Here is a 22,074-nt window from a genome sequence, read left to right as displayed (position 1 = left end):
TGAGGGAATAAATGGAATTGACAGTCAATAATCTGGTTGAAGCAGTGATTTTAAATCGACATTCTGTACGTGCATTTACAGATCAGGCTGTAGATCCTGAGATCATTCAGGATCTGCTGCGAAAAGCCAGTTATGCACCCTCTGGAACCAATACGCAACCGTGGAAAGTCTATGTGGTTCAGGGCAATAGCAAATTGAGGATTAGTCAACAAGTGATTGCAGCGGCGGATTCCATTTATTCTGGTCAAAGTTCAAGAAGTGAATTTACTGCCCCTTATCTTTATTATCCTGAGCAATGGTTTGAACCGTATATTAGCCGTAGACGGGAGAATGGTTGGGGGGTGTATGCTGTACTGGGGATTAGCAAACAGCAACGGCAGGAAATGCATCAGCAACAGCTTCGAAATTTTAAGTTTTTTGATGCGCCTGTTGGTTTATTTTTTACCACGCATCGTCAATTAGAAGCGGGCGCAAAAATGGCGATCGCCATGTTGATGCAAAATATTATGTTGCTTGCAAAAGCGCAGGGCTTAGACACCTGTCCCCAAGCATCATGGAATGATTATCACAAGATTATCATGCCAATTTTAGGTGCTACAGATGATGAACAATTGGTTTGTGGCATGTCTTTAGGCTATGCCGATATGAATGAAAAAATTAATTCTTTTCATCCCTCACGACTCAGTCTTGAAGAATTTGCTGTATTTTTACAATGAACAAAAAACAAAGAGATATCAGATGATATCTCTTTGTTTTACTAAATATCGATCTTAAAGTATAGCAGCGCTTAGCTGACTAACTTTTGCGTTTGTTTAGTTTGAATATTTTTGGCTAATTTATAACATTCATCTACATGCGCTTCAGCAACTTTTTTCATCACAATATAGCCTAAACTTGCTGCAATGATTGAGCCACCCAGTGGGATAAATTTGGTCACTTGTTTGGTAATGATTTTAGCCGCCATATTATTTAATGATGCCTTTACCGCAGTACGCGCAACCACTAAACCTGAAAACTCAAAACCACGTTTGCGTAATTCATTCCAATGAATTTTCTTGGTTGCAGGATCATAAACACTGATTTGATCTGGTGCTAAACCAAAGCGGGCATTGATTTCAGGAATCAGAAGCGACAGCATCCCGACATCAATCACCACATCTAAAAACGGAACAGGAATTACTGCGACACCAGCAGAGACGTAAGAGCGCTTTTTTACTTGCTCCAAGCATTCATCACGAATTTGTTCTAGGTTTAAGCTTGGATCGATTGCGTCTGGAAGTTTATCAATTTTCATAAAACAATTACCTTTGTTTCAAGCTTTTTCTCATATTTTTGAAAACGCATGTTTAAGCTTGAAATTGTGAAGTTATTTCCAAATAATGTTTTAAAAATGCCATAGTATGGTGTTGTTGTATAGTGGCGAATGTTTATGTTTTGTGCATAAACGTAGACAATAGAAGATTGAAAGTTGAGGAATTATGGCCATTCATGTGATTCAAAGCCAACGCATTGATGTCTTGGTGCAAGGGCTTTTGCAAAATACCATTCGGCCATCCAAGAATCCTTTTGCAGTCTTGCAAACACAACATTTTATTGTCCCAAGCCCTGCGGTACAAGAATGGTTGAGCCAACGTATTGCTGAACAACAAGGCATCAGTGCCAACAGTCAATTTCATCAACGTATTCGTGGTTTTCAGTGGTTTGCTTATCAGCAAGTTTTAGACGACAAAGACAAAGTCCGTAAAGCCAATATTCCGCGTTTGATTATGAAGTGGCGAATTTATCAAACGTTAAAAAGTTTTATTGAGCAGGATGAAAATAGCTTAGCCCAAGATCATCCTTTGCATGGCATTATCCAACGTATTTATGATGCAGCCTCGCAACTGGAACAGGGTTTAGAGAAGCAACTCAAAAAACAAAGTATGTTGTATTGGGTCTCTGAACAAGTGTCAAAATTGTTCAGTCACTACATGTTGTATCGTGGGGACTGTCAACGCGGTTGCCAACAGAACAATGGACAGGCATGTAGTTGCCCAAGCAATTGGCTAGGGCAGTGGGGACGTGGTCAAGCACTTAACCTAGAACAGCAGTTTTTTAAAACCAATCAACAAATTTCAGCATTTACTTTAAATCAAGCACAAGAGCTGGAAACTTGGCAACGTTGGTTGTGGCAACATACATTTCATGAAGATTTTATTGAAATGCAAAGTATTGATCATGATTTTTGGCAAATCATGGATGATGATCTACAACGCCCTCAAGCCTTAAAGAAATTACCCAGCCAGCTGATTATCTTTACTTTATTGGATTTACCACCAAGTCAATTACAGTTTTTAAGACGACTGGGACAATATTTGGATGTGGTGATTTTACATTACAACCCATCACAAGAATATTGGGCTGACAGTGTCGATCCAAACTGGAAAAAACAATATGATTTGCGGGTAAAGGCGCGTTTTGTCAGTAAATATCCCAAAGCGACCGATGCAGATATTCATAAGTTTTTTGATGAATTTACTTTGAATTTTAATGCAGAAATTCGTGAATCACGACATCCATTATTAACCCGTTTTGGTAAACAAGCCCGTGATCACTTTTCGATCTTGTCTAATCTGTCTTCAGGTGAAGAAGGACAATGGGTGGATGCCTTTGTCGATGAAGAACCGATTCATTTATTAAGTAAATTACAATCAGATATTCTGTATTTGGTTGAGCCTGAACCGCATGCTTATCCAATTGCCCAAACGGATGACTCAATTCAAATCCATGTGTGTCATTCGTCTTTACGACAGCTTGAAGTGTTAAAAGACCAGTTGGTTGCTTGGCTGATGAAAAGCACTACTGAACAACCACATCGCCCAAGTGATGTTTTGGTGTTAGTGCCAGATTTAAAACAAATTGAACCGCTTATTCGCAGTGTATTTCCGCATACACCAAACCAAGACAGTATTTATTTGCCAGTGAAGATTGCTGGTGTAACGCAACTGGATGCCAATAATGCTTGGCGTGCTGTTTTAGGCCGGATTCAATTGGTTGAAGGTCGTTTTAGCGTTGAGGATTTTGCAGATTGGTTAAGTTTAAATGCCACGCAATTACGTTATGGTCTGGATATTTCAAATACAGAAAGAATGATTGAGCTATTGATCAATGCTGGGTTTAAACGTGGTCTAGATGCACAACATTTACGACGATCTTTAAGTCAGGATGATGAAGATTTCCGTTTTAGTTTTAAATTTGCTCTTGATCGTTTGGCTTTAGGTATTGCGATTCCAGAGCATACGATTTTTGAAAATACCCTAAGCTATGCCCAAATTTTGCAAAGTGATTTTGAGTTAGTGGCTAAACTGATTCAGATTTATCAAGATTTTGATGTGCGCCGTGACTGGATGGTTGCGCATGAGTTGGGGAAAAATACCACGTTAAAATGCAATGTTGAGGCGTGGTTAAAACTGCTGATGCAAGACATTATTGAGTTTGAACAAGCTGGTGTTGAGTCGTTACAAGTCGTACGTGAAATTGTCAAAAAACAAGAGCGTATGCTGACTTTAGCCAGTTTTTATGATGAACAAGCGCAACCTATTCTTAAAAATATTTATTTACCTTTACCCTATCTATTGAATGAAATTCAAAATTTATTAGAAGGTCAAATCGATCAGGCTTTACCGACAGGGCAGATTACCTTTAGCCAAATTGGCCAGATTCGTCCTTTGCCTTATAAGTTGATCGTCCTGTTAAATTTGGATGGGGGTAAATTTCCAGATCGAAATGTGCATTTACCCTTTGATTTGATGCAAATTCTCAAGCCGCAGTTGGGGGATCGCTCCCGCCTAGATGATGATCAAGGCGCTTTCCTCGATGCTTTGTTATTGGCGCAGGAAAATCTATGGTTATTCTATAATGGCTTTGATGTGAGTGATGGTGAAGTTCGTGAGCCATCCAGCGTGTTACAGGAATTGATCAACCATATTGCCCTGATTGCCCAATCTGAAACGGCATTATCTAGGGACAATAAAGATATCAGTCCTGTTGATCAGATGATTGAGCTGAAGGGGATTCAAGTCCCTGAACATTTACAGTCTTTATATCACATTCACAGCTTACAACCTTTTGATCCAAATGGTTTTGAGTCAACAACACCGCTTCGTTTTCAAGATCAATGGTTCAATGTTGCACAACACATCCGTCAAGCGGAAATGCTTGCTAAACGTGAGGCTTGGGCAAATACACAATATCCTGTTGTTCAAGAAGAGCTCACTGTTTTGGATGCGCGACAGTGGATTCAAGATGTCACTTTCCCAGCACAGTTATATTTAAAAACTTTAGGCGTAGAGAATCTGCGCGCAGAAGATATTCCCGCAATGAACGAACCCTTAATTCTGGATGGTTTGGCACGTTATCAGATTCGAGATTTCTTGCAGAAACAATCGACTCATTCTGCTGAAGACTCTTGGTCTCAAGAGATTGGATTACTGCAAAATCAATTACCGATTGGTAAGGTTCAGCATAGCGCATGGCAAATCAGTTTGGCGGAGCAAGACAGTTTAAAAGAGCGGTTACAGCGTTATGCTGCTGATGTGACGGTGACAACGCAACGGCAATGGCGAATTGACGCTGGTTTGGTTATGAATATCACAGTACCTCAGCAAGCAGGGCAGCATTGGGTGAGTTTGGATGCGTCAAGCGGTCGTGCTAAACGTCGTGCCAAAGTTTGGTTGGAATATTTACTTTGGTTAAGCTATTTAAATGTCGATGCTGAAAAGTCTAAAACACTACAACGTATTGCGGTATTTAGTGATGTCACGATCATCAGTACGGGGTTAAGTTCAGAACAGGCGAAAGCATATTTATTGCCGTGGTTTAAAGTATTTGCCTATGCCCAATCGGAACCTTTGGTTCTGCCTGCTGCTTTGTTATTAAAGCCCGCTGAAAATAATAAGCAGTTGCAATGGTCACTCGGGACTGTTGAAGGTGGCTTAGCTGAACATGGTTTAAATGAACATGGTTTAAATGCGGATACACAACATCATGTGGAAAGCATGTTGATCGATAACTTTGCAGATCTTTTAAATGAATGGAATAAAAGCGATGCGTTTCTACCTTATGATTTGACTGAAATGGAATGGAGTAAAAAGCATCGGGATTGGCAATTTATTTTGCAAGAACAAGATGCGACCGCATTGTTAAAACATGCCTGTGATCATTTCGGCTATGCGTTGTATCAGCCGATTTATCAGCATCAATTTGTTGCGGAGGAATAAACATGACTTCCGTAAATTCACAGTTACCAGCAGCACAAAACGGCACAGCCAAAAAAGTTTCGATTCAGCCGATTGAAGATATGCAATTTGCCGGATTGCACTGGATCGAAGCTTCTGCAGGTACAGGCAAAACCTATACGCTCTCAAGCTTGATGGTGCGGATTTTTTTAGAAAAATACTTACCGAGCCAAGTCATTGCAACCACATTTACCCGTAAAGCTGCGGCAGAATTAAAAACACGTATTCGCTTACGATTACAGGAAACATACCGCTATTTTGACTCATGTCGTGAATTAACCGAAGCGCAAGTCTTGACCAAAGCAGCCCAAGAGTCAGATCCATTATTTTCTAAAGTGTTAAAGATGTTTGCCTCACGGATTGCGTATGCCTGTGAACGCTTGAAATTGGTGATTGATCAACTGGATGAACTTTTTGTCGGGACTTTAGACAGTTTTAGTCAGAAATTACTGCGTGAGTTTGCTTTTGAAAGTGGCAAAATTGAGCGGGCTGAAATTACTGATGATGCAAAAAGTTATAGCCAGCAATTGATTCATGATGTACTTCGTGCATGGATTCAAAAACAGCCCCAAGATATTGTGGATAGCTTGATGTTTGCGGGCGAGTTACATGGTGTCGATTATTATGTTGCAACGGTGGAACAAAGCTTAAATTTTGCCTCGGCAAATTTTATTGAGCCTAAATTTTCCAATGCAGATGTTCAGCTATTCCAACAGGCAATTGAACAGCTTGCCAAGATTCAACTGGATCAATTGCAGACTTTGCAAAGTTATTATTTATTGGATGGTGAGTTTTATAAATTTGCGAATGGGACAAAATTTAGAAATGATCGATTGAATCGTATTTTTGCCAAGAGCTTGCCGCGAATTATTCAAACCCTACAACAGCATGACTATAAGCATTATCTAAGTTCAAAGCTGAGTGTTGAAAAGTCCGACTTTGCAACCTTGATGAAGGTGATTCGGGAGCAGCAAATTTTTAAAAAAGCCGCACCTGAAAATGTACAATCCGATTTTTATCAACACACGCTTATTCAACAATTACTCAGTATTTATGCGCAGATTGAGATATATGAAAATCAACTGCTTGGAACCAATACGTTCTTAAAATACTATTTGGCAAAAGAAGTTAAAACACGTTTACCTCAAGTGTTACAGCAAAAGGGTGAAACCACCTTTGCACAACAAATTCGTACCCTTGCAGAGGCTTTGCAAGGTGAACAAGGCCAGCGTTTTGCGACCTTTGTACATGCGCGTTATCCACTGATTCTGGTCGATGAATTTCAGGACACCAACCAAGATCAAGATGATATGTTGGCACAAATTTGGCGGCATCCCAATCGTGTCAAACAGGGTTGTATGATCATGGTCGGAGACCGTAAACAGGCGATTTATGGTTTCCGTGGTGGGGACATGTTGACCTTTTTAAAAGCGCATCAGGATGTGTTTGGTAAAGCAGGGCATGAATATAATCTGATTTTTAATCATCGTTCAGTCAAGCCTTTGGTTGAAGTGGTTGATGCCTTATTTCAACGCCAGATGGATTTTGGTGAACAGGTCTGGTATACCCCAGTACAAGCAGGTCCTCGTCCGCATCCCGATTTACTGGATCAAGGTCATGTCAATCCACAGCCTTTAAGGTGGATCAAGCTTGAAGATAAAAATCAAGAAGCTGAACAAGTGGCATGGAAAATTCGTGAGCTACTCAATCAGGGGATTCAAGGCAGTTTATATTTTATTGAAAAATCAGTGCATCGTGCAGTAGATGAAAATGATATCGCCATCCTCTCCAAAAACCATGATGGCTTAGATAAAGCACAATCCGCGTTGGAATTTTTAGGGATTCGAACCAGTCGACCCTCGAAAAAAAGTGTTTTTGAAAGTCAGATTGCAGGTGATGTTGGGGCTGTGCTTGCTGCAATTTTGCATCCTTATCAAGAAGCCAAAGTAAAACGGGCTTTGTTAAGCCGCCTGATCGGCTTTGATTTAAAAGCGTTGATTGCCTTGGAACAGCATGCCGATGGTTTGAGTGTCTATATTGAACTGTTCGATCAGATTCGTGAGATGTGGCTCAATCAAGGGTTTTTAACGGCTTGGCAATATCTGCTTAACCAATTTTCTGTCTGGACAAAATTGGTGGAAAAACACAGTCGTGACAATGAACGTGTGGTGGTGAATTTACGTCATTTAACAGAGTTATTGAGCCAGCACAGTGAAAACTATCAAGGTGCACAAAATCTTTATCATTGGTATTTAAAACAACTGACTTCACCGATGGAGAGAGAGTGGGAGATGGAACGGAAACTGTCCAATGAGGCAGGGGTTCAATTGATGACCATTCACCAATCCAAAGGGCTTGAATTTAAGTTTGTGTTTTTATTGGGCGCTGATAAAGACTTTAAAGAGATCAATAAAACGCTGAATTTCTCGACGGTTGAACAGCTGAATGTACGAACAGGACAGAATGAACAACAGCGTGTGGTGGCGATCAATGATGTCAATCTACTCGATAAAAAAGACATTGAGCAGCACAATGAGCGCGCTTTAGCAGAACATCACCGGTTGTGGTATGTGGCATTGACCCGCGCCAGTTATCGGGTGTATGCAATGCTGAGTGATGTAAAGGAAAAATCTACAACAGGACTGGCATTTTGGCGCGGTCAAGGCGAAAATACGTTTCAGCATGCTGGAACTGCCATGCAAGCTTTATTGACCGAACGCCCACCACGTTTAGAAAAGGCTAAGAGCGATGTTCAATTGCCTTTACTTGCACAAGCCTTTCCTACTCAACGTTTTTATCCGCGGGGTAAAACCAGTTTTAGTGCTTTGGCTCAGCATTTAACTCGGCAACAAATTCAGGATGCTTTGGCCGTTTCTGAACAAAAACAGGATCGAGCAGAAGATGAAATTCAACAACCCATTGTTGAAATCATTACAGATGTGGTTCCTAGTCAACCACTTGCATGGATCAAAGCCAATTTCCCAATGGGTACAATTGCAGGAAATTTCCTACATGAAATTTTTGAGCATATTGATTTTAAAGATACGCATTATTGGCGTTTGGAAATACGTCGTCGCTTTAAAAATGATTATTCAAGTTTATGGACGGAGTTACTGGAAAAATATCAGCAAGCGTTTCTCAACGACAATTCGAGTGAGGGCATTTCTCAAACAGAACAGGCTGTAGAAGAGACGCTGATTGATTGGATGGCTGAGTGGCTACAGGATGTTTTATCGACTCCGATTCTCAGTCATTTTAAAATGGGGCAACTTGAACCACATGAGCATTTAGCTGAGTTTCCATTTTATCTGGCCCTTTCAGATCGAGTTTTGGCAATTAAACGTATACATCAATTGTTTGATGAGCATGCCATTGCAATGCCTGAGTTTAAAGATGCCAATTCAGCACGTTATTTAAATGGGTCAATTGATTTGGTGTTTTTTGATGGTCAGCAATATCATATCGCCGATTATAAAAGTAATTTTTTGGGTGTAGATCAGCAAAGTTATTCATTTGAAGCTGTTCAGGACAGCATGTCGCATGCCAGCTATTGGCTACAGGCATCTTTGTATTTGGTAGCATTGCATCGTTATTTGAAAATCCAGCTGGAAGATTATCAAATTGATCGTGATCTGGGAGGCGCAACCTATTTGTATTTACGTGGTATGAATGGTCAAAGTGGACAAGGTTACTACTTCTGGCGACCCACGACGGAATTTATTTTAAGACTTGATGCCATATTGGGCTATTTTACTGAGGATAAATCCAGTTGAATCGTGTGAATAGTTGCTTGAACATCTTTGCAAACAATAAGTTATTCTGTGGATAACTCTGTTGAAAACCTTGTAGATAACTCTGAGGATAACCGTGTGGAAAATAAACAGGATTTAGAAAGCCAAGTCCCGCAATGGATTGAGACATGGACTAAATACATTTTAGCGCAGTATTCCACAGCTTCAGGATTAGATGAACAGACACTTGAATTAGTACAAGAAATTTTATTGGCGACCACACAAGGGGATAGCTGTATCTCCGCAGAGGCGCAAAACATCGCCTTATTAAAGCCATTGATTGTAACGCATGATATTGAAGAACTTGATATTGTAGAACATAGTTTAGCTGAAACAGTGGTTGCACCATTTGTGCAACAGCATGGCTTGATTTATCTATACCGTTATTGGCAACTTGAGCGCCGTTTAGCGATACAAGTGGCACGGTTAAAACAGCAGAAGATTCAACCTGTTGATGTTGTTGCATTTGATCAGCTTCTCACCGATCCACATCAAAAAGCTGCCTTAACTATGGTGGCAGGCAATGCTTTTAATATTATTACCGGCGGACCAGGTACAGGTAAAACTTATACCTTGGCCAGAATCATTGCAGTATTGCAGCAAACCATTCCAGATATTCGCATTGCAATGGCTGCGCCCACAGGCAAAGCCGCACAGAGAATGGGGGAAGCACTACAAAAATCATTGAGTGATCCAAAACTACACAGTTTTGGACTGAACCAACATCAATTTAATCCCATGACCTTACATCGGTTATTGGGTTTGGGAAATCAGCATATTCCTCGTTTTAATCTGCGACAGTCATTGCCTTATGATGTGATCGTGGTTGATGAAGCATCAATGCTAGATTTAAATTTAGCCACGATGTTGTTTGAGGCGATTCCTGAACATTGCCGTTTAATCCTTTTGGGCGATGCCAATCAGTTGGCTTCTGTGGATGTCGGTTCGGTGTTGGCAGATTTACAGAATGTACAATCATTACAGCACAATCGGGTCAATCTACAGACCAGTCAGCGTTTTAAAGACGGTGCCTTAATTGGAAAAATGGCGCAGTTTATTCAATCACAGAAAAATCAAAGTATAGACCGTGCAGAATTATTGGCGAATTTTGAGCAAGAGATTGTTGAGGCGAGTGCGCTTAAACCAGTTGAACTCAAAGCAAATATGCAAGATGTGATTCAGCTTGAATATCTGCCTGAAAAGATTTTGCCAGCAGATCTAATCCAGTATTACCAAAAACTCAGTTTAGGTTTTCAAGCTTATTTTCAAAGTTTAAACAGCTATCTGATGGCCGAAGAGCCTCATCATCAGATTGAAGCGGTGACACAAGCATTTGACCTCTATCGTATTTTAACGGCTGTTCGGCATGGTGCATTGGGATTGAATAGCTTAAACCATGAAATGGAAAAAGCATTATTTGAATATCTTCCAACATTGGCTCGTTATGGTGACTGGTATGTTGGGCGTCCTGTGATGATGAGCTATAACGATTATCAACTTGGTCTTTCCAATGGAGATATTGGAATTTGTCTAAAACATCGCCAGCATGCTGATCAATTTGAAGTCTATTTCCCCAGTTTAGACAAATGGATTGCTGCAACGCGTTTGCCTAAATCGATGCAAACCGCTTTTGTTTTAACCATTCATAAATCTCAGGGCTCAGAATTCACCCATACCGCCGTGGTTTTGGATGTTGCAGCAACACGCTTGTTGAGCCAAGAGTTGATTTATACCGCCATCACACGGGCCAAATCAGTGGTGAGTTTACTGGTCGATCGACAAGCATTTATCCACGCTTTAGACACTGCCACAACCAGAATGAGTGGATTGGTTAGCATGATTAACACGGCATAGTTATTTTGTAGTTTTTATTGATAGTTTATCTCTATGTACGAAATTGCTTACATGAATTCGAGAGATTTGCGCATAGAGCTTCTTGTTACTTTTTGAGATGATGAAGCCATAAAGAACTCAGCAAGGATCGTTGAGTAAAATCGCAAAATAATAACAATTTAAAGTCGTGAGACTGCGAACTTACATGAAAGTAAGTGATAAGAGGAAACTTACAGCCGCTAAGCCTTGTAGTTTTGGGAGAGACTACAGGGCTTTTTTATTGAAATTAAATTCTGAATTTTTTACTTCAAAGAGAATCAAATTATTTAAATTTAGTAGGTTTTTTAAAACGCTACAACCATTGCCTCTATGTACGTTATTTCTCACATAATCTTGCGGTAAATGCGACTTCTGTTCAAAGTCTGTCACAGGCATAATAAGTCACATAAGGACATAATTGGTCACATGGTTGTGAAATGAGTGTCATGTACAAAAACAAAAACTGCTTAGGGTACAAGCAAATACTATAAATAAGATAAGCACAATAACTAAACAAGAAACTACAGCGCAAAGGAAAAGCCCTAAGAGTAATCTTAGGGCTTTTTCATATTTTATCTGTTGCGTTTAAACCAAAACCGCTGTTTAAACCGACAATTTAAACCAATTCGGTTTCTGTTCGATCTGTGCCAAATAATGCTCGACGTTGTGTTTTAGGGATCTTAGGACACTGGCTAGAAATTTGATAAAGCGTTTGCGCCAGAGCAGGAATATGTGTTCCAACCACAGCTTTACCTGTATTTAAAATACTGACACTAATATCACGCTCTGGATCAGCCCAGCAGAGAATGTTGGAAAAGCCTAAATGCCCAAAAGCTTGCCCCGTCATTGGCCCAAATATACCCACTGGGTTACTGCCGAGCATAGGCCCCAAAGCATAGCGCATCGGTGCAAGTAAGGTTCGGTCGATGTTGGTGGTTGAGGTGGGCAAAGTTGCACGAAATACCGTTTCAGGACTCATGATTTGCTTGCCATTATATTGACCGCCATTCAATAACATCTCAAAGAAGCGATTGGCTTGTTCAGCACTGGTGTAAATATTGCCCGCAGGGCATACCGTATCCATAAAACGTGGATCATTGGTCACATCGACAGCAAGCTGTAAGCCACCACCGAGCACATGGTTTAAATATAAGTCTGTACCGAGTTTAGGGTGTACACCAGTCGGGTAATTTAAAGCAACTTGATCTCTATATTCTGGTTTTAAGCCATAGTTGAAAAATTGCATATCCATCGGTTTTTCAATATGTTCATGTAAAAACTGACGAATATCTTGTCCTGTTACCCGTTCAATCAATTCACCTAAAATATAGCCTGCAGTAACAGCGTGATAAGCCAAATGCGTACCAGCAGGTGAAATGGGTTGTGCAGCGTAAAGGTGTTGTAAAATTTGATCTTTGTCAAAAAGCAGTTCTGGGGTGACTTCCATTTCTATCCGTGGAATTCCACCACGGTGGGACAATAAATGGAAAATTGTGGCACGGCGTTTGCCATTTTGTGCATATTCAGGAATGTAATAACTGATCGGATCTAATAGATTGATTGCACCTGTTTCATCTAACATGTGAATCAACATTGCTGTAATTATTTTTGATGCTGAAAATAGACAAATCGGGGTGTCTGGATTGGCAAGTACTGCATCTGAAGCCAGACCATCGGCAGAATTACCAGATGCATAACCCAGACTACGATTGAGAATAATCTCACCTTTGCGTCTTAAGCACATGGTGATCAGGGGGTGGTTGCCTGTTTGATACAGGTTTTCAATACTTTGCCAAATCTTTTCAATTTGTTGTTGGGTCATCCCTCCCAGTTCTGGAGAAACTTCATTTTTGCGCTGCGTGATACTGCTTAAGTCCTTGGGTACATAGCAGGTATTGGTTGAAAACAATTTCACAATCTTTTTCCATGATTATTTTTATTCCACGGCAGTGTGAACTGAGTTGAGCATGATGTCAGTGTCCCAATTGCCATGCGATTTGTAAAAAAAATGCAATAGTTTTGTAATTAAGCCTTATGGGATATGGTTGTACGATATTTTTGCAATCTCACCCCACTTCCTTTAAAATAGGCGACTGCTGTAGTGATGCACGGCAGTTAAATTGATTTTGAAGAATCAATTTGATTTGTATCAAATATTTAAATTAAGCATCTCGGAGAAATCGAATGGCTTTAACAAACGCAGATCGCGCAGAGATCGTTGCAAAATTCGCTCGTGCTGAAAATGACACTGGTTCACCTGAAGTACAAGTTGCTTTATTGACTGCTCAAATCAATGATTTGCAAGGTCACTTTAAAGAACACAAACACGACCATCATAGCCGTCGTGGTTTGATCCGTATGGTTAACCAACGTCGTAAGCTTCTTGACTATCTTAAAGGTAAAGATGCTACTCGTTACAGCGATTTGATTGCTGCTTTAGGTTTACGTCGTTAATTCGATTTAAACTTTTATTTTCGGATTATTGCATGCTGAATGCTGTACTGATGAAAACTAAAGTCTATCCAGTATTTACTGGATAAAAGGGAAGGGGCGAATATTCGCTCCTTCTTCGTGTTTAAAATTAGTCTAACTAAAGATTTATTGTCTAGTGAGGTCGGCTTCTAAGCTTTGTCATTTATGCGGTTGATGTGAATGCCAAACCTTAGGGGTCTCCACTAGAATAAAATTAGGAAACAAAAATACATGTCAATGTTTAATGTTATTCGTAAAGAATTTCAATATGGTCAACATCAAGTTGTACTAGAAACAGGTCGTGTTGCTCGTCAAGCAAACACGGTTCTTATTACAATGGGTGGCGTAACAGTACTGGTTGCTGTTGTTGCACAACCTACTGCTAAAGCGGGTCAAGACTTCTTCCCACTTACAGTTAACTATCAAGAAAAACAATATGCTGCGGGTCGTATCCCAGGTGGTTATGGTAAGCGTGAAGGCCGTGCTTCAGAAGCAGAAACTTTAATTTCTCGTTTAATTGACCGTCCAATTCGTCCGTTGTTCCCAGAAGGGTATTACAACGAGATCCAAGTTACTGCAACAGTTGTGTCTTCAGACAAAACTATGGACGCTGACATTGCTGCAATGTTAGGTACGTCTGCTGCACTTGCAATCGCAGGTACACCTTTCCGTGGTCCAATCGGTGGTGCGCGTGTTGGTTTGATCAATGGCGAATATGTTCTTAACCCAAATTTAGAACAACTTGCTCAATCTGACCTTGACCTTGTCGTTGCAGGTACAGAATCTGCAGTATTGATGGTTGAGTCTGAAGCAAAAGAACTTTCAGAAGACCAAATGTTAGGCGCTGTGCTTTTCGGTCATGACGAAATGCAAATTGCGATCCAAGCGATTAAAGAGTTTGCTGCTGCCGCTGGTGCAACAGAATCAACTTGGACTGCTCCAGTTAAAAACGAAGATCTTCGTGCAAAATTAAAAGACGCATTTGAAGCTAAAATATCTGAAGCGTATACCATTGCTGTTAAGCATGACCGTTATGCTGCTTTAGATGCACTTCAAGCTGAAGCAACTGCGCAATTCGTTCCTGAAAATGACGAAGCTGGTATTGCAGATGACTTAAACGAATTATTTGAAGATCTTAAATACCGTACTGTACGTGACAACATCCTTTCAGGAAAACCACGTATCGATGGTCGTGATACTAAAACTGTTCGTGGATTAGATGTACAAGTGGGTGTGTTAGATCGTGCTCATGGTTCATCATTATTTACACGTGGTGAAACTCAGGCGTTGGTTACAACGACTTTGGGTAATACACGTGATGCGTTGATGGTTGATACCTTGTCTGGTACAAAAACTGACAACTTCATGTTGCATTACAACTTCCCTGCATATTCTGTAGGTGAAACAGGTCGTGAATCTGGTCCTAAGCGTCGTGAAATTGGTCATGGTCGTTTAGCACGTCGTGGTGTACAAGCTGTTCTTCCACCAGCTGATCGCTTCCCGTATGTGATTCGTATTGTATCTGACATTACTGAATCAAATGGTTCATCTTCAATGGCTTCTGTATGTGGTGCTTCATTATCACTTATGGATGCAGGTGTTCCTCTTAAAGCGCCAGTTGCGGGTATCGCAATGGGTCTAGTAAAAGAAGGCGAGCGTTTTGCTGTTCTTTCTGACATCTTAGGTGATGAAGATCACTTAGGTGATATGGACTTTAAAGTTGCTGGTTCTGCAAACGGTATTACTGCGCTTCAAATGGATATCAAAATCGAAGGTATCACAGAAGAAATTATGGAAGTTGCGTTGAATCAAGCCTATGCAGGTCGTATGCATATTCTGAATGCAATGAACCAAGTGATTTCACGTGCACGTCCTGAAATTTCTATGCATGCGCCAACATTCCAAGTGATCAACATCAATCCAGATAAGATCCGTGATGTGATTGGTAAAGGTGGTGCGACAATTCGTCAAATCACAGAAGAAACAAAAGCAGCGATTGATATCGAAGATAACGGTACTGTACGTGTATTTGGTGAAACCAAAGCGGCTGCTCAAGCTGCGATTGCAAAAATCCAAGCGCTTACTGCTGAAGTTGAACCAGGTAAAATCTATGCTGGTCGCGTGATTCGTATTGTTGAATTTGGTGCGTTTGTAAATATCATGCCAGGTACAGATGGTTTACTTCACATCTCGCAAATTTCAAACGAACGCGTTGCAAACGTGACTGATATCTTGGCTGAAGGTCAAGACGTTAAAGTTCAAGTTGCTGACGTAGACAACCGTGGTCGTATTAAATTAACCATGAAAGATGTAGACCAAGCATAATATTTGCAAGGTTTAAATCCTTTAGGGTTTGATTAAAATTTAATACAGAAAAGACTGCCTTGTGCTTCGCCAAAGTTACAACTTTGGCTTGCTCAGGGCTTTTTTTATGGCATGATGCATAACAATAAAGACCAAAAATATCGTGAATATGCAAAGCTTTTATTTTTTTCAACACACAGATGAACCTTATACTTGTATACAAAAAGAACCTGTTTTTAATGCAGAGCAACAATTTGTCTGGGTGGATTGTACCCGTGAAGATGTGGTCAATCGTGCTGAGCAATGGCAAAAAGAAATCTATAATGCGACCGAAATTCACCTCAATGAATACCATATTCGAGATATTTTAAATATCGAACATCCATGCGCATTTGATGCAATGGAAGATTATGATTTATTGATTTTTCGTAAATTAATTACCCCAGATGATCAGATCGATAGTGGTGAAGATGCCCTTGAACAGCATGATCGTGTTTTTGGTTTGGCGTCCTCGCCAGTCAGTTTTATTATTACTTCACAAGCTTTAATCACTATTCATGAAAAGGGCAACCATGCTTTTGAAAGTTATCTTGCCCGTATTTTCAATATCATGAATAAGAGTTTAGAAGAACAAAATAAACCACGTAAATTACCGACTACGCCTTTAGATTTAGCACTGCGCTTGCTGAATAGTATGATTGATGGCTATTTGGATTTACGTAATCCTTTGTCTCGTCGCGTTGAATTTTGGCAACAAGAGCTTTTGCAAGGCAATCGTCGCTTTACCAAGTGGCATCAACTGTTTCAGGAAAATCTGGTTTTTCAGCAAATTGAAAATTTGTGCGAAGAACAAATAGATTCCCTACAGGAACTTCGAGATGAAATTGTTGAAAACTATGCGCACTTAAAAGGTAAAAAACGCACTGAGAAGCAGGACATTATGCTGGTTCGCGTGGATGATCTGGTTAGCCATGTTGAGCGTATTCAAAAATATACAGTACGTTTAAGTACCGCAATTCAAACTGCGATTGATTTACATTTTTCTGCAATCGCCAATCAAACCAATGAGAATATGCGAATTCTTGCGATTATTACTGCGGTGTTTGCGCCATTAACCTTATTAACAGGGGTGTATGGAATGAATTTTGAATTCATTCCAGGTTTACGCAGTCCGATAGGTTTCTGGGTGATGCTGGGTGTGATGTTGGGCTGTACGATTGGGTTGTTAGTCTATTTTTACCGCCGTCATTTGGTCGGGCGTGGTGAACGAAGTGTGATTGATATGTTGGCACAACAACATAAAAATCAGCACGTCAATTTACTCTGGTTTTTAGATTATGAACCGATCAAACAAACCATGAAAGAAGTCGAAAAAATCACAAAACTGAAATAATTAAGCATTATTCTAGTTGAGGATTTATCTGCGCTGTCTTTTGTAAAATTAAGTAGAGTTGATCTTTTAATCTTAATTTTTTCCGCTTGAGCTGCTCAATATTTTCATGAATATGATTGAGTGGATCAAGCTCAAGGTGACTGATTTCACGATCAAGTTCATCGTGGTCAATCAAAAGTTTAGCAAAATGCGGATCTTCTTGTTTTAAACTACACATGAGATCGCGGTGTTCTGGGAACATGTGTTTCAACTTTTTATTCATTACTTTCGAATTCATCAGAGCTCATTAACCTCTTTGTCAGAAAATTCTAAACGAAAAAACAAAAACGGAGAGACAAGTTCTCCATCATGACAGGTTAAATATTAACCTGTCACTAGGCATTAACATTTTGAAATGAATTAATGAGTATGAAGGTGAAGATGTTTGACTTGTTTTCGCAATTGTTGAACTTCATCAAGTAAATCCATCATCATTGCAACGGCAGATAAACTGGCTTCAAAGTCACGTTGTAAACGATAGGCACGACGTGCGCGTGAGATATCTTCTCCAAAAAATTGATGAATACGGTCTTCAGGACGTGCAGGTAAAATTTCATATTCAAGCAATTGCAAAATCCAATCCGGACTTTGACCGCATGCCTCAGCAAAGTGCTTGAGATCTAGATTTAGGTTTTCATCCACGATTTCTGCATCATGGAAACCGTCATAGACAATTTCACGATATTGAATAGTTGTCATGATTGCTCTCCTTTAGCAAGGCTATGTTGGTATCTATAAAATTATGAACGAGGATTAAAGTCAGTAAAAGCATCAGCAAATTGTTGATAGGCTTTTTGCTGTGTTTCGGTGGTTGCTTTGGGATAAACAATATTGATCACCAAATAAAGATGACCTGGGGTTTTATGCGGTATCCCTTTGTCTTTTAAACGGAGTTGCTGATTGGGTTTGGCATTTTGTGGCACAGTAACTTTTACTTTACCTGCTGGGGTATCAATTTCAATACTTTGACCAAGTGCTGCTTCCCAAGGTGTGACATCAACCGTGTAATAGACATCAGCACCTTCAACACGGATACGGTCAGTGTCTTGGTATTGGATCTCAATATAAAGATCGCCATTTTCACCACCGTTAATTCCAGCTTGCCCTTGTTTTGCAAGGCGAATTTGCTGACCTTCTTTCATGCCTTTGGGGATTTTAACTTGGAGGGTTTTCCGTTGTACCTCGGGTTCACCATAGGCATTATAGGTAGGGATTTGTAAGGTGATACTCTGGGTTGCGCCTTCATAACCAATGCTTACAGGAATTTCAATACTGGCATGTTGGTCTTCACCTTTATAGCTGCGTTGTTGCTGAGAGCCGCGTTGCCCAAAATCTTGTTGATGTCCACCGCCAAAACCGCCACCGAAACGTCCAAATAGATCTTCAAAACCACTAAAATCTTGTCCACCATTGCTACTGTACGAACGATGGAATTGGCTACCATCAAAACCACTTTGACCTGTAGATTGCCCACCAAACCCACCTGTATTGGCATAGGGGTTATCCAGTTCAAAATCGTATTGCTTTTTCTTTTCTTCATTGCTTAAGGTGTCGTAGGCGACATTGATGGTCTGCATTTTTGCTTCAGCATCGGTTTCTTTACTCACGTCAGGATGATATTTACGTGCGAGTTTTCGATAAGCTTTCTTAATTTCGTCTGGTGTCGCATTTCTAGAAACACCCAAATCTTCATAATAATTTTTTGCCATACTTAAGGTCATTATTTTGTTTAACTTTATTCTAGTTTTATGCCTTTTTGGCTACAGATGGAAGAGCAACTTAGTGTGGTTATTGTTTCAAAACTTATCTAGCGCAAAAGCCCGCTTATGCTGATAAAGGTGGTGTTTCATGTTCTATGGGCTTTGTGTGTTCGGGTTGGTGCTTTGGTTAAGTAAATGACAATTCCAAAGAGCTATTCAACCTTTTAATTTATAACACTTGCTGATTATGCTTTGAATTTTAATTGAAAAAAAAAGAGCAAACTGAATTTGCTCTTTTCTTGGTAAAAATCGATAGTTAAATTTTTGCAAATTTAAACCATTCAGATCTTAATAGATTAACTTAAATGCTCACCAAACAGATTTAAAGCTTCTTTTGCAGTGAACTGATATTTTTTATTGCAAAATTGGCAATCCATTTCAATTGGATTTTGAATTTCTAGAGTTTCTTTGACCGCATCTAGACCAATCTGGATCAATGCATTTTTGCATTTATCGCGTGAACAGGTGCAGTTGAATTGAAGCTGTTCAACGTCTGGTAGACGAACTTCTTCTTCATTGTATAAACGGTACAGAATTTCTTGTGCGGTTAAATCCGTCAATTCTTCAGGCTTTAAGGTCTGCGTCAACATAATCAAACGTGGCCATAAGTCTTCATCTACACGTTGCTGTTCTTCTTCATTATTACGAGGTAATAACTGAATCAGTAAACCGCCTGCATTGTGATGGGTGCTTGCCAAGACAATACGTGTTGGAATTTGTGCAGAAAGGTCATAATACTGCATTAAACAAGCCGCAAGCGTCGGTTGATCAAGTGGCACAATCCCTTGATAACGCTCACCAAATTCAGGTTCAATATTGATAAATAACACAGGTTGTTGCAACGTGCTGAGCACAGTACTGCTGTCTTCACTCAACATAAAATGCGGATCTTCTTCATAATCTGCAAGTGCACGTACATCACCTAAATGGTTGCATTCAGCCATCGCCCATTTGAATGTACCTTGTGCTTGAATTTGTAAGCTAATACGTCCTTTAATTTTTAATGTGCTTGCAAGTAATGCTGTTGCACTCAACATTTCACCCAATAAAATGCGTACAGCAGGCGCATAATTACGCTGCGATAGAATCGTTTGTAGTGCTGTATCTAAATGTACAATTTCACCACGTACAGGGCTATCTTCAATATAAAAACGTTGACGTAAATCAGACATAAAATTCTCCAAATCCCTGTTTAGATGGTGGCGATATTATAAATCACAAGTTTATTTCACCTGAAAAACGCTGCATCTTAAAGTTAATTTTCGTCATCACGCATAATATTAATACGATCATGCTTGGCATGTGTGGTTTGAGCTTTTGCTGTGGGCCTTTCTAAGCCGGATTCATCCAAATCTGGAACATCTTTATATTGCTCAGGATTGTGGTTTTCAACTTGCGCATCGCTTTCAAACAGGTGCTCAAGCTCCGAAATAAAGTCCCGATAGCTTTCAAAAAGCTTTTGCTCGTCGGTATAAATACGCTGTTGACGTGTTAACAGTTCTTCATCGTAGTTTCTAAATAGCTCAACACTATCATAGGCCTCTTGTTTACTCATGCCCAGTTCACACAATGCTCGATAACCCATACCCAATGAAGTTAAATAGGTTTCACGCCAAATATGTTTAACTCCGACATCACGCAGGAGGTGCATGTGATAACGATCTCGTGCTCGAACCAATAAGGTAAGGTTTGGATAATTGAGCAAAATATGTCGCGCAACATTCATTGAATCTTCAACATTATCAATTGCCAATACAAAAACCTTGGCCTGCTCAATTCCTGCTGCACGGAGTAAATCGGGTTGAGTCACATCGCCATAATACAAAGTACCACCATAGCGTCGAACAAAATCAATTTTTTGTAAATTATTATCAATGGCGGTAAAAGTAAAATGACGGATACGTGCCAAACGAGCAACAATTTGCCCTACACGACCAAAACCAGCAACAATAAGAGCAGGGTGTTCGTTGGGAATCTCATCGTATTTCGGCGCACTGTCTCTATTGATTAAGGGCAATACTTGCGTACTTACCAACCAAAAGAAGATGGGGGTCAGTACCATGGATAAGGTCACAATTAAGGTGATGGGCTCCATGATTGCTTCAGCCAGTACTTTTTCGCTTTTTGCCACGTTTAATACCACAAAGGCAAATTCACCCCCTTGGGCTAAACAGGTTGCGACCATTAAACTATTGGTCCAACTCATTTTTTTATAACGTGCAATGGCTGCCATCACGATCATTTTGATCAGAATTAAACTGACTGCGCCACCAATAATCAGTAATGGCATATCTGCAATTAACGAGATTTGTGTGGTCATTCCCACCGTCATAAAAAATAAACCGAGCAATAAACCTTTAAAGGGCGCAATACTGGCTTCAAGTTCATGACGGAATTCAGAGTCAGCCAGAAGCACACCTGTTAAAAAAGCGCCTAAGGTTGTACTGATCCCGAGTGTATCCATCAACAACACCACACCCAGCACAATAAATAAGCCAACGGCTGTAATCAGTTCTGTTGCACCGCTTTTTGCCACAAAGCGGAAAAATGGTCGCATCACATAACGGCTAAACAGAAATAAACCCGTGAACGTGGCGATAATTGCAGCAAAGTAAGCAACGCCATGATGACTCGATTCGCTGCCCGCTAAGAGAGGAATGATGGCAAGTAATGGAATCGCAGCAATATCCTGAAACAGTAAAATCGAAAAGGATTGCTGACCATGAGTGGTATTGAGTTGTTGTTTTTCTTCCAAAAGCTGTAAAACAAAGGCGGTTGAAGAAAGTGCTAAGGCAAAACCAATCACAAAACTTGCGGGGAGTGATTGTTGAAAGATTAAATAGATGGTTCCCATCAGCACCAAACCAGTAACCCCGACCTGTAAACTTCCCATCACAAAAATGGATTGGCGCATTTCCCATAAACGCTGTGGGCGAAGTTCTAAACCGATCAGGAACATCAGTAAAATCACCCCAAATTCTGCAAGGTGCATGATTTCCTCTGGATCATTGGCGATGTTAAACGCGCTTGGACCTAGAAGTATTCCTGTAAATAAGTAACCCAGTACGGTGGCAATACCGAGTTTTTTCCCTAGAGGAACCAGGATTAATGCTGCACCAAGGAAGATGGTGATTTGGAGTAACAGTGACATTCACTTGCCTTAAGTT

Annotated in this window: 14 protein-coding genes; 7 read left to right on the top strand and 7 right to left on the bottom strand. The window is 40.1% G+C overall.

Annotation, left to right across the window (positions count from 1 at the left end; translation table 11 throughout):
• Window positions 1-11: 11 nt before the first annotated feature.
• Window positions 12-716 carry a nitroreductase gene (locus MTO68_RS21240; RefSeq protein ID WP_244014251.1) on the top strand — a complete coding sequence of 235 codons (705 nt, stop codon included), beginning with the start codon at window positions 12-14 and terminating at the stop codon, window positions 714-716.
• Between the two features lie 71 nt (window positions 717-787).
• On the opposite strand, the gene MTO68_RS21235 is transcribed toward MTO68_RS21240, so the two are convergent.
• Window positions 788-1,294 (bottom strand): hypothetical protein, encoded by a 507-nt coding sequence (locus tag MTO68_RS21235; RefSeq protein ID WP_244014250.1) that lies wholly within the window; start codon window positions 1,292-1,294, stop codon window positions 788-790.
• A 184-nt stretch (window positions 1,295-1,478) separates the two neighbouring features.
• Here MTO68_RS21235 and MTO68_RS21230 point away from each other — a divergent pair, with 184 nt between their 5' ends.
• The 3 genes from MTO68_RS21230 (at window position 1,479) to recD (ending at window position 10,921) form a co-directional block, all read left to right on the top strand.
• Window positions 1,479-5,258: an exodeoxyribonuclease V subunit gamma gene (locus tag MTO68_RS21230; protein WP_244014248.1), complete on the top strand. Its 3,780-nt coding sequence runs from the start codon at window positions 1,479-1,481 to the stop codon at window positions 5,256-5,258.
• A gap of 2 nt (window positions 5,259-5,260) precedes the next feature.
• On the top strand, window positions 5,261-9,049 hold the full coding sequence (locus MTO68_RS21225; protein ID WP_244014246.1) for a UvrD-helicase domain-containing protein: 3,789 nt from the start codon (window positions 5,261-5,263) through the stop codon (window positions 9,047-9,049).
• A gap of 96 nt (window positions 9,050-9,145) precedes the next feature.
• The gene (recD, locus tag MTO68_RS21220; protein WP_244014245.1) at window positions 9,146-10,921 is read left to right on the top strand and encodes an exodeoxyribonuclease V subunit alpha; all 1,776 of its coding nucleotides are present in this window, start codon (window positions 9,146-9,148) and stop codon (window positions 10,919-10,921) included.
• 634 nt (window positions 10,922-11,555) lie between these two features.
• On the opposite strand, the gene MTO68_RS21215 is transcribed toward recD, so the two are convergent.
• On the bottom strand, window positions 11,556-12,854 hold the full coding sequence (locus tag MTO68_RS21215) for a serine hydrolase domain-containing protein (RefSeq protein WP_004725512.1): 1,299 nt from the start codon (window positions 12,852-12,854) through the stop codon (window positions 11,556-11,558).
• Window positions 12,855-13,123: 269 nt separating this feature from the next.
• Between MTO68_RS21215 and rpsO the strand changes: the two genes are divergently transcribed.
• The 3 genes from rpsO to MTO68_RS21200 all read left to right on the top strand — a co-directional run bounded on the left by rpsO (window position 13,124) and on the right by MTO68_RS21200 (window position 17,108).
• On the top strand, window positions 13,124-13,393 hold the full coding sequence (rpsO, locus tag MTO68_RS21210; RefSeq protein WP_004725514.1) for a 30S ribosomal protein S15: 270 nt from the start codon (window positions 13,124-13,126) through the stop codon (window positions 13,391-13,393).
• 255 nt (window positions 13,394-13,648) lie between these two features.
• On the top strand, window positions 13,649-15,736 hold the full coding sequence (pnp, locus tag MTO68_RS21205) for a polyribonucleotide nucleotidyltransferase (protein WP_171066865.1): 2,088 nt from the start codon (window positions 13,649-13,651) through the stop codon (window positions 15,734-15,736).
• Window positions 15,737-15,884: 148 nt separating this feature from the next.
• A complete protein-coding gene (locus MTO68_RS21200) occupies window positions 15,885-17,108 on the top strand; it encodes a magnesium transporter CorA family protein (RefSeq protein ID WP_244016010.1) in 1,224 nt (407 codons plus the stop codon).
• Window positions 17,109-17,115: 7 nt separating this feature from the next.
• On the opposite strand, the gene MTO68_RS21195 is transcribed toward MTO68_RS21200, so the two are convergent.
• The 5 genes from MTO68_RS21195 to MTO68_RS21175 form a co-directional block, all read right to left on the bottom strand.
• A complete protein-coding gene (locus tag MTO68_RS21195; protein WP_004725519.1) occupies window positions 17,116-17,385 on the bottom strand; it encodes a DUF465 domain-containing protein in 270 nt (89 codons plus the stop codon).
• 122 nt (window positions 17,386-17,507) lie between these two features.
• Complete coding sequence (locus MTO68_RS21190) at window positions 17,508-17,846, bottom strand: chaperone modulator CbpM (protein WP_004725521.1); 339 nt, start codon at window positions 17,844-17,846, stop codon at window positions 17,508-17,510.
• A 41-nt stretch (window positions 17,847-17,887) separates the two neighbouring features.
• The gene (locus MTO68_RS21185; RefSeq protein WP_239044788.1) at window positions 17,888-18,856 is read right to left on the bottom strand and encodes a DnaJ C-terminal domain-containing protein; all 969 of its coding nucleotides are present in this window, start codon (window positions 18,854-18,856) and stop codon (window positions 17,888-17,890) included.
• 347 nt (window positions 18,857-19,203) lie between these two features.
• Window positions 19,204-20,079, bottom strand: a complete 876-nt coding sequence (locus tag MTO68_RS21180) for an Hsp33 family molecular chaperone HslO (RefSeq protein WP_004725526.1) — start codon at window positions 20,077-20,079, stop codon at window positions 19,204-19,206.
• Window positions 20,080-20,162: 83 nt separating this feature from the next.
• Window positions 20,163-22,058 (bottom strand): monovalent cation:proton antiporter-2 (CPA2) family protein, encoded by a 1,896-nt coding sequence (locus tag MTO68_RS21175; protein ID WP_105713853.1) that lies wholly within the window; start codon window positions 22,056-22,058, stop codon window positions 20,163-20,165.
• Window positions 22,059-22,074: the final 16 nt, after the last annotated feature.

The sequence above is a fragment of the Acinetobacter sp. NyZ410 genome, assembly GCF_022828975.1.
In the GTDB taxonomy this organism is placed as follows: domain Bacteria; phylum Pseudomonadota; class Gammaproteobacteria; order Pseudomonadales; family Moraxellaceae; genus Acinetobacter; species Acinetobacter guillouiae.
The sequence above is the reverse complement of the archived record's forward strand: the minus strand, read 5'-3'. Positions and strand labels throughout refer to the sequence as shown.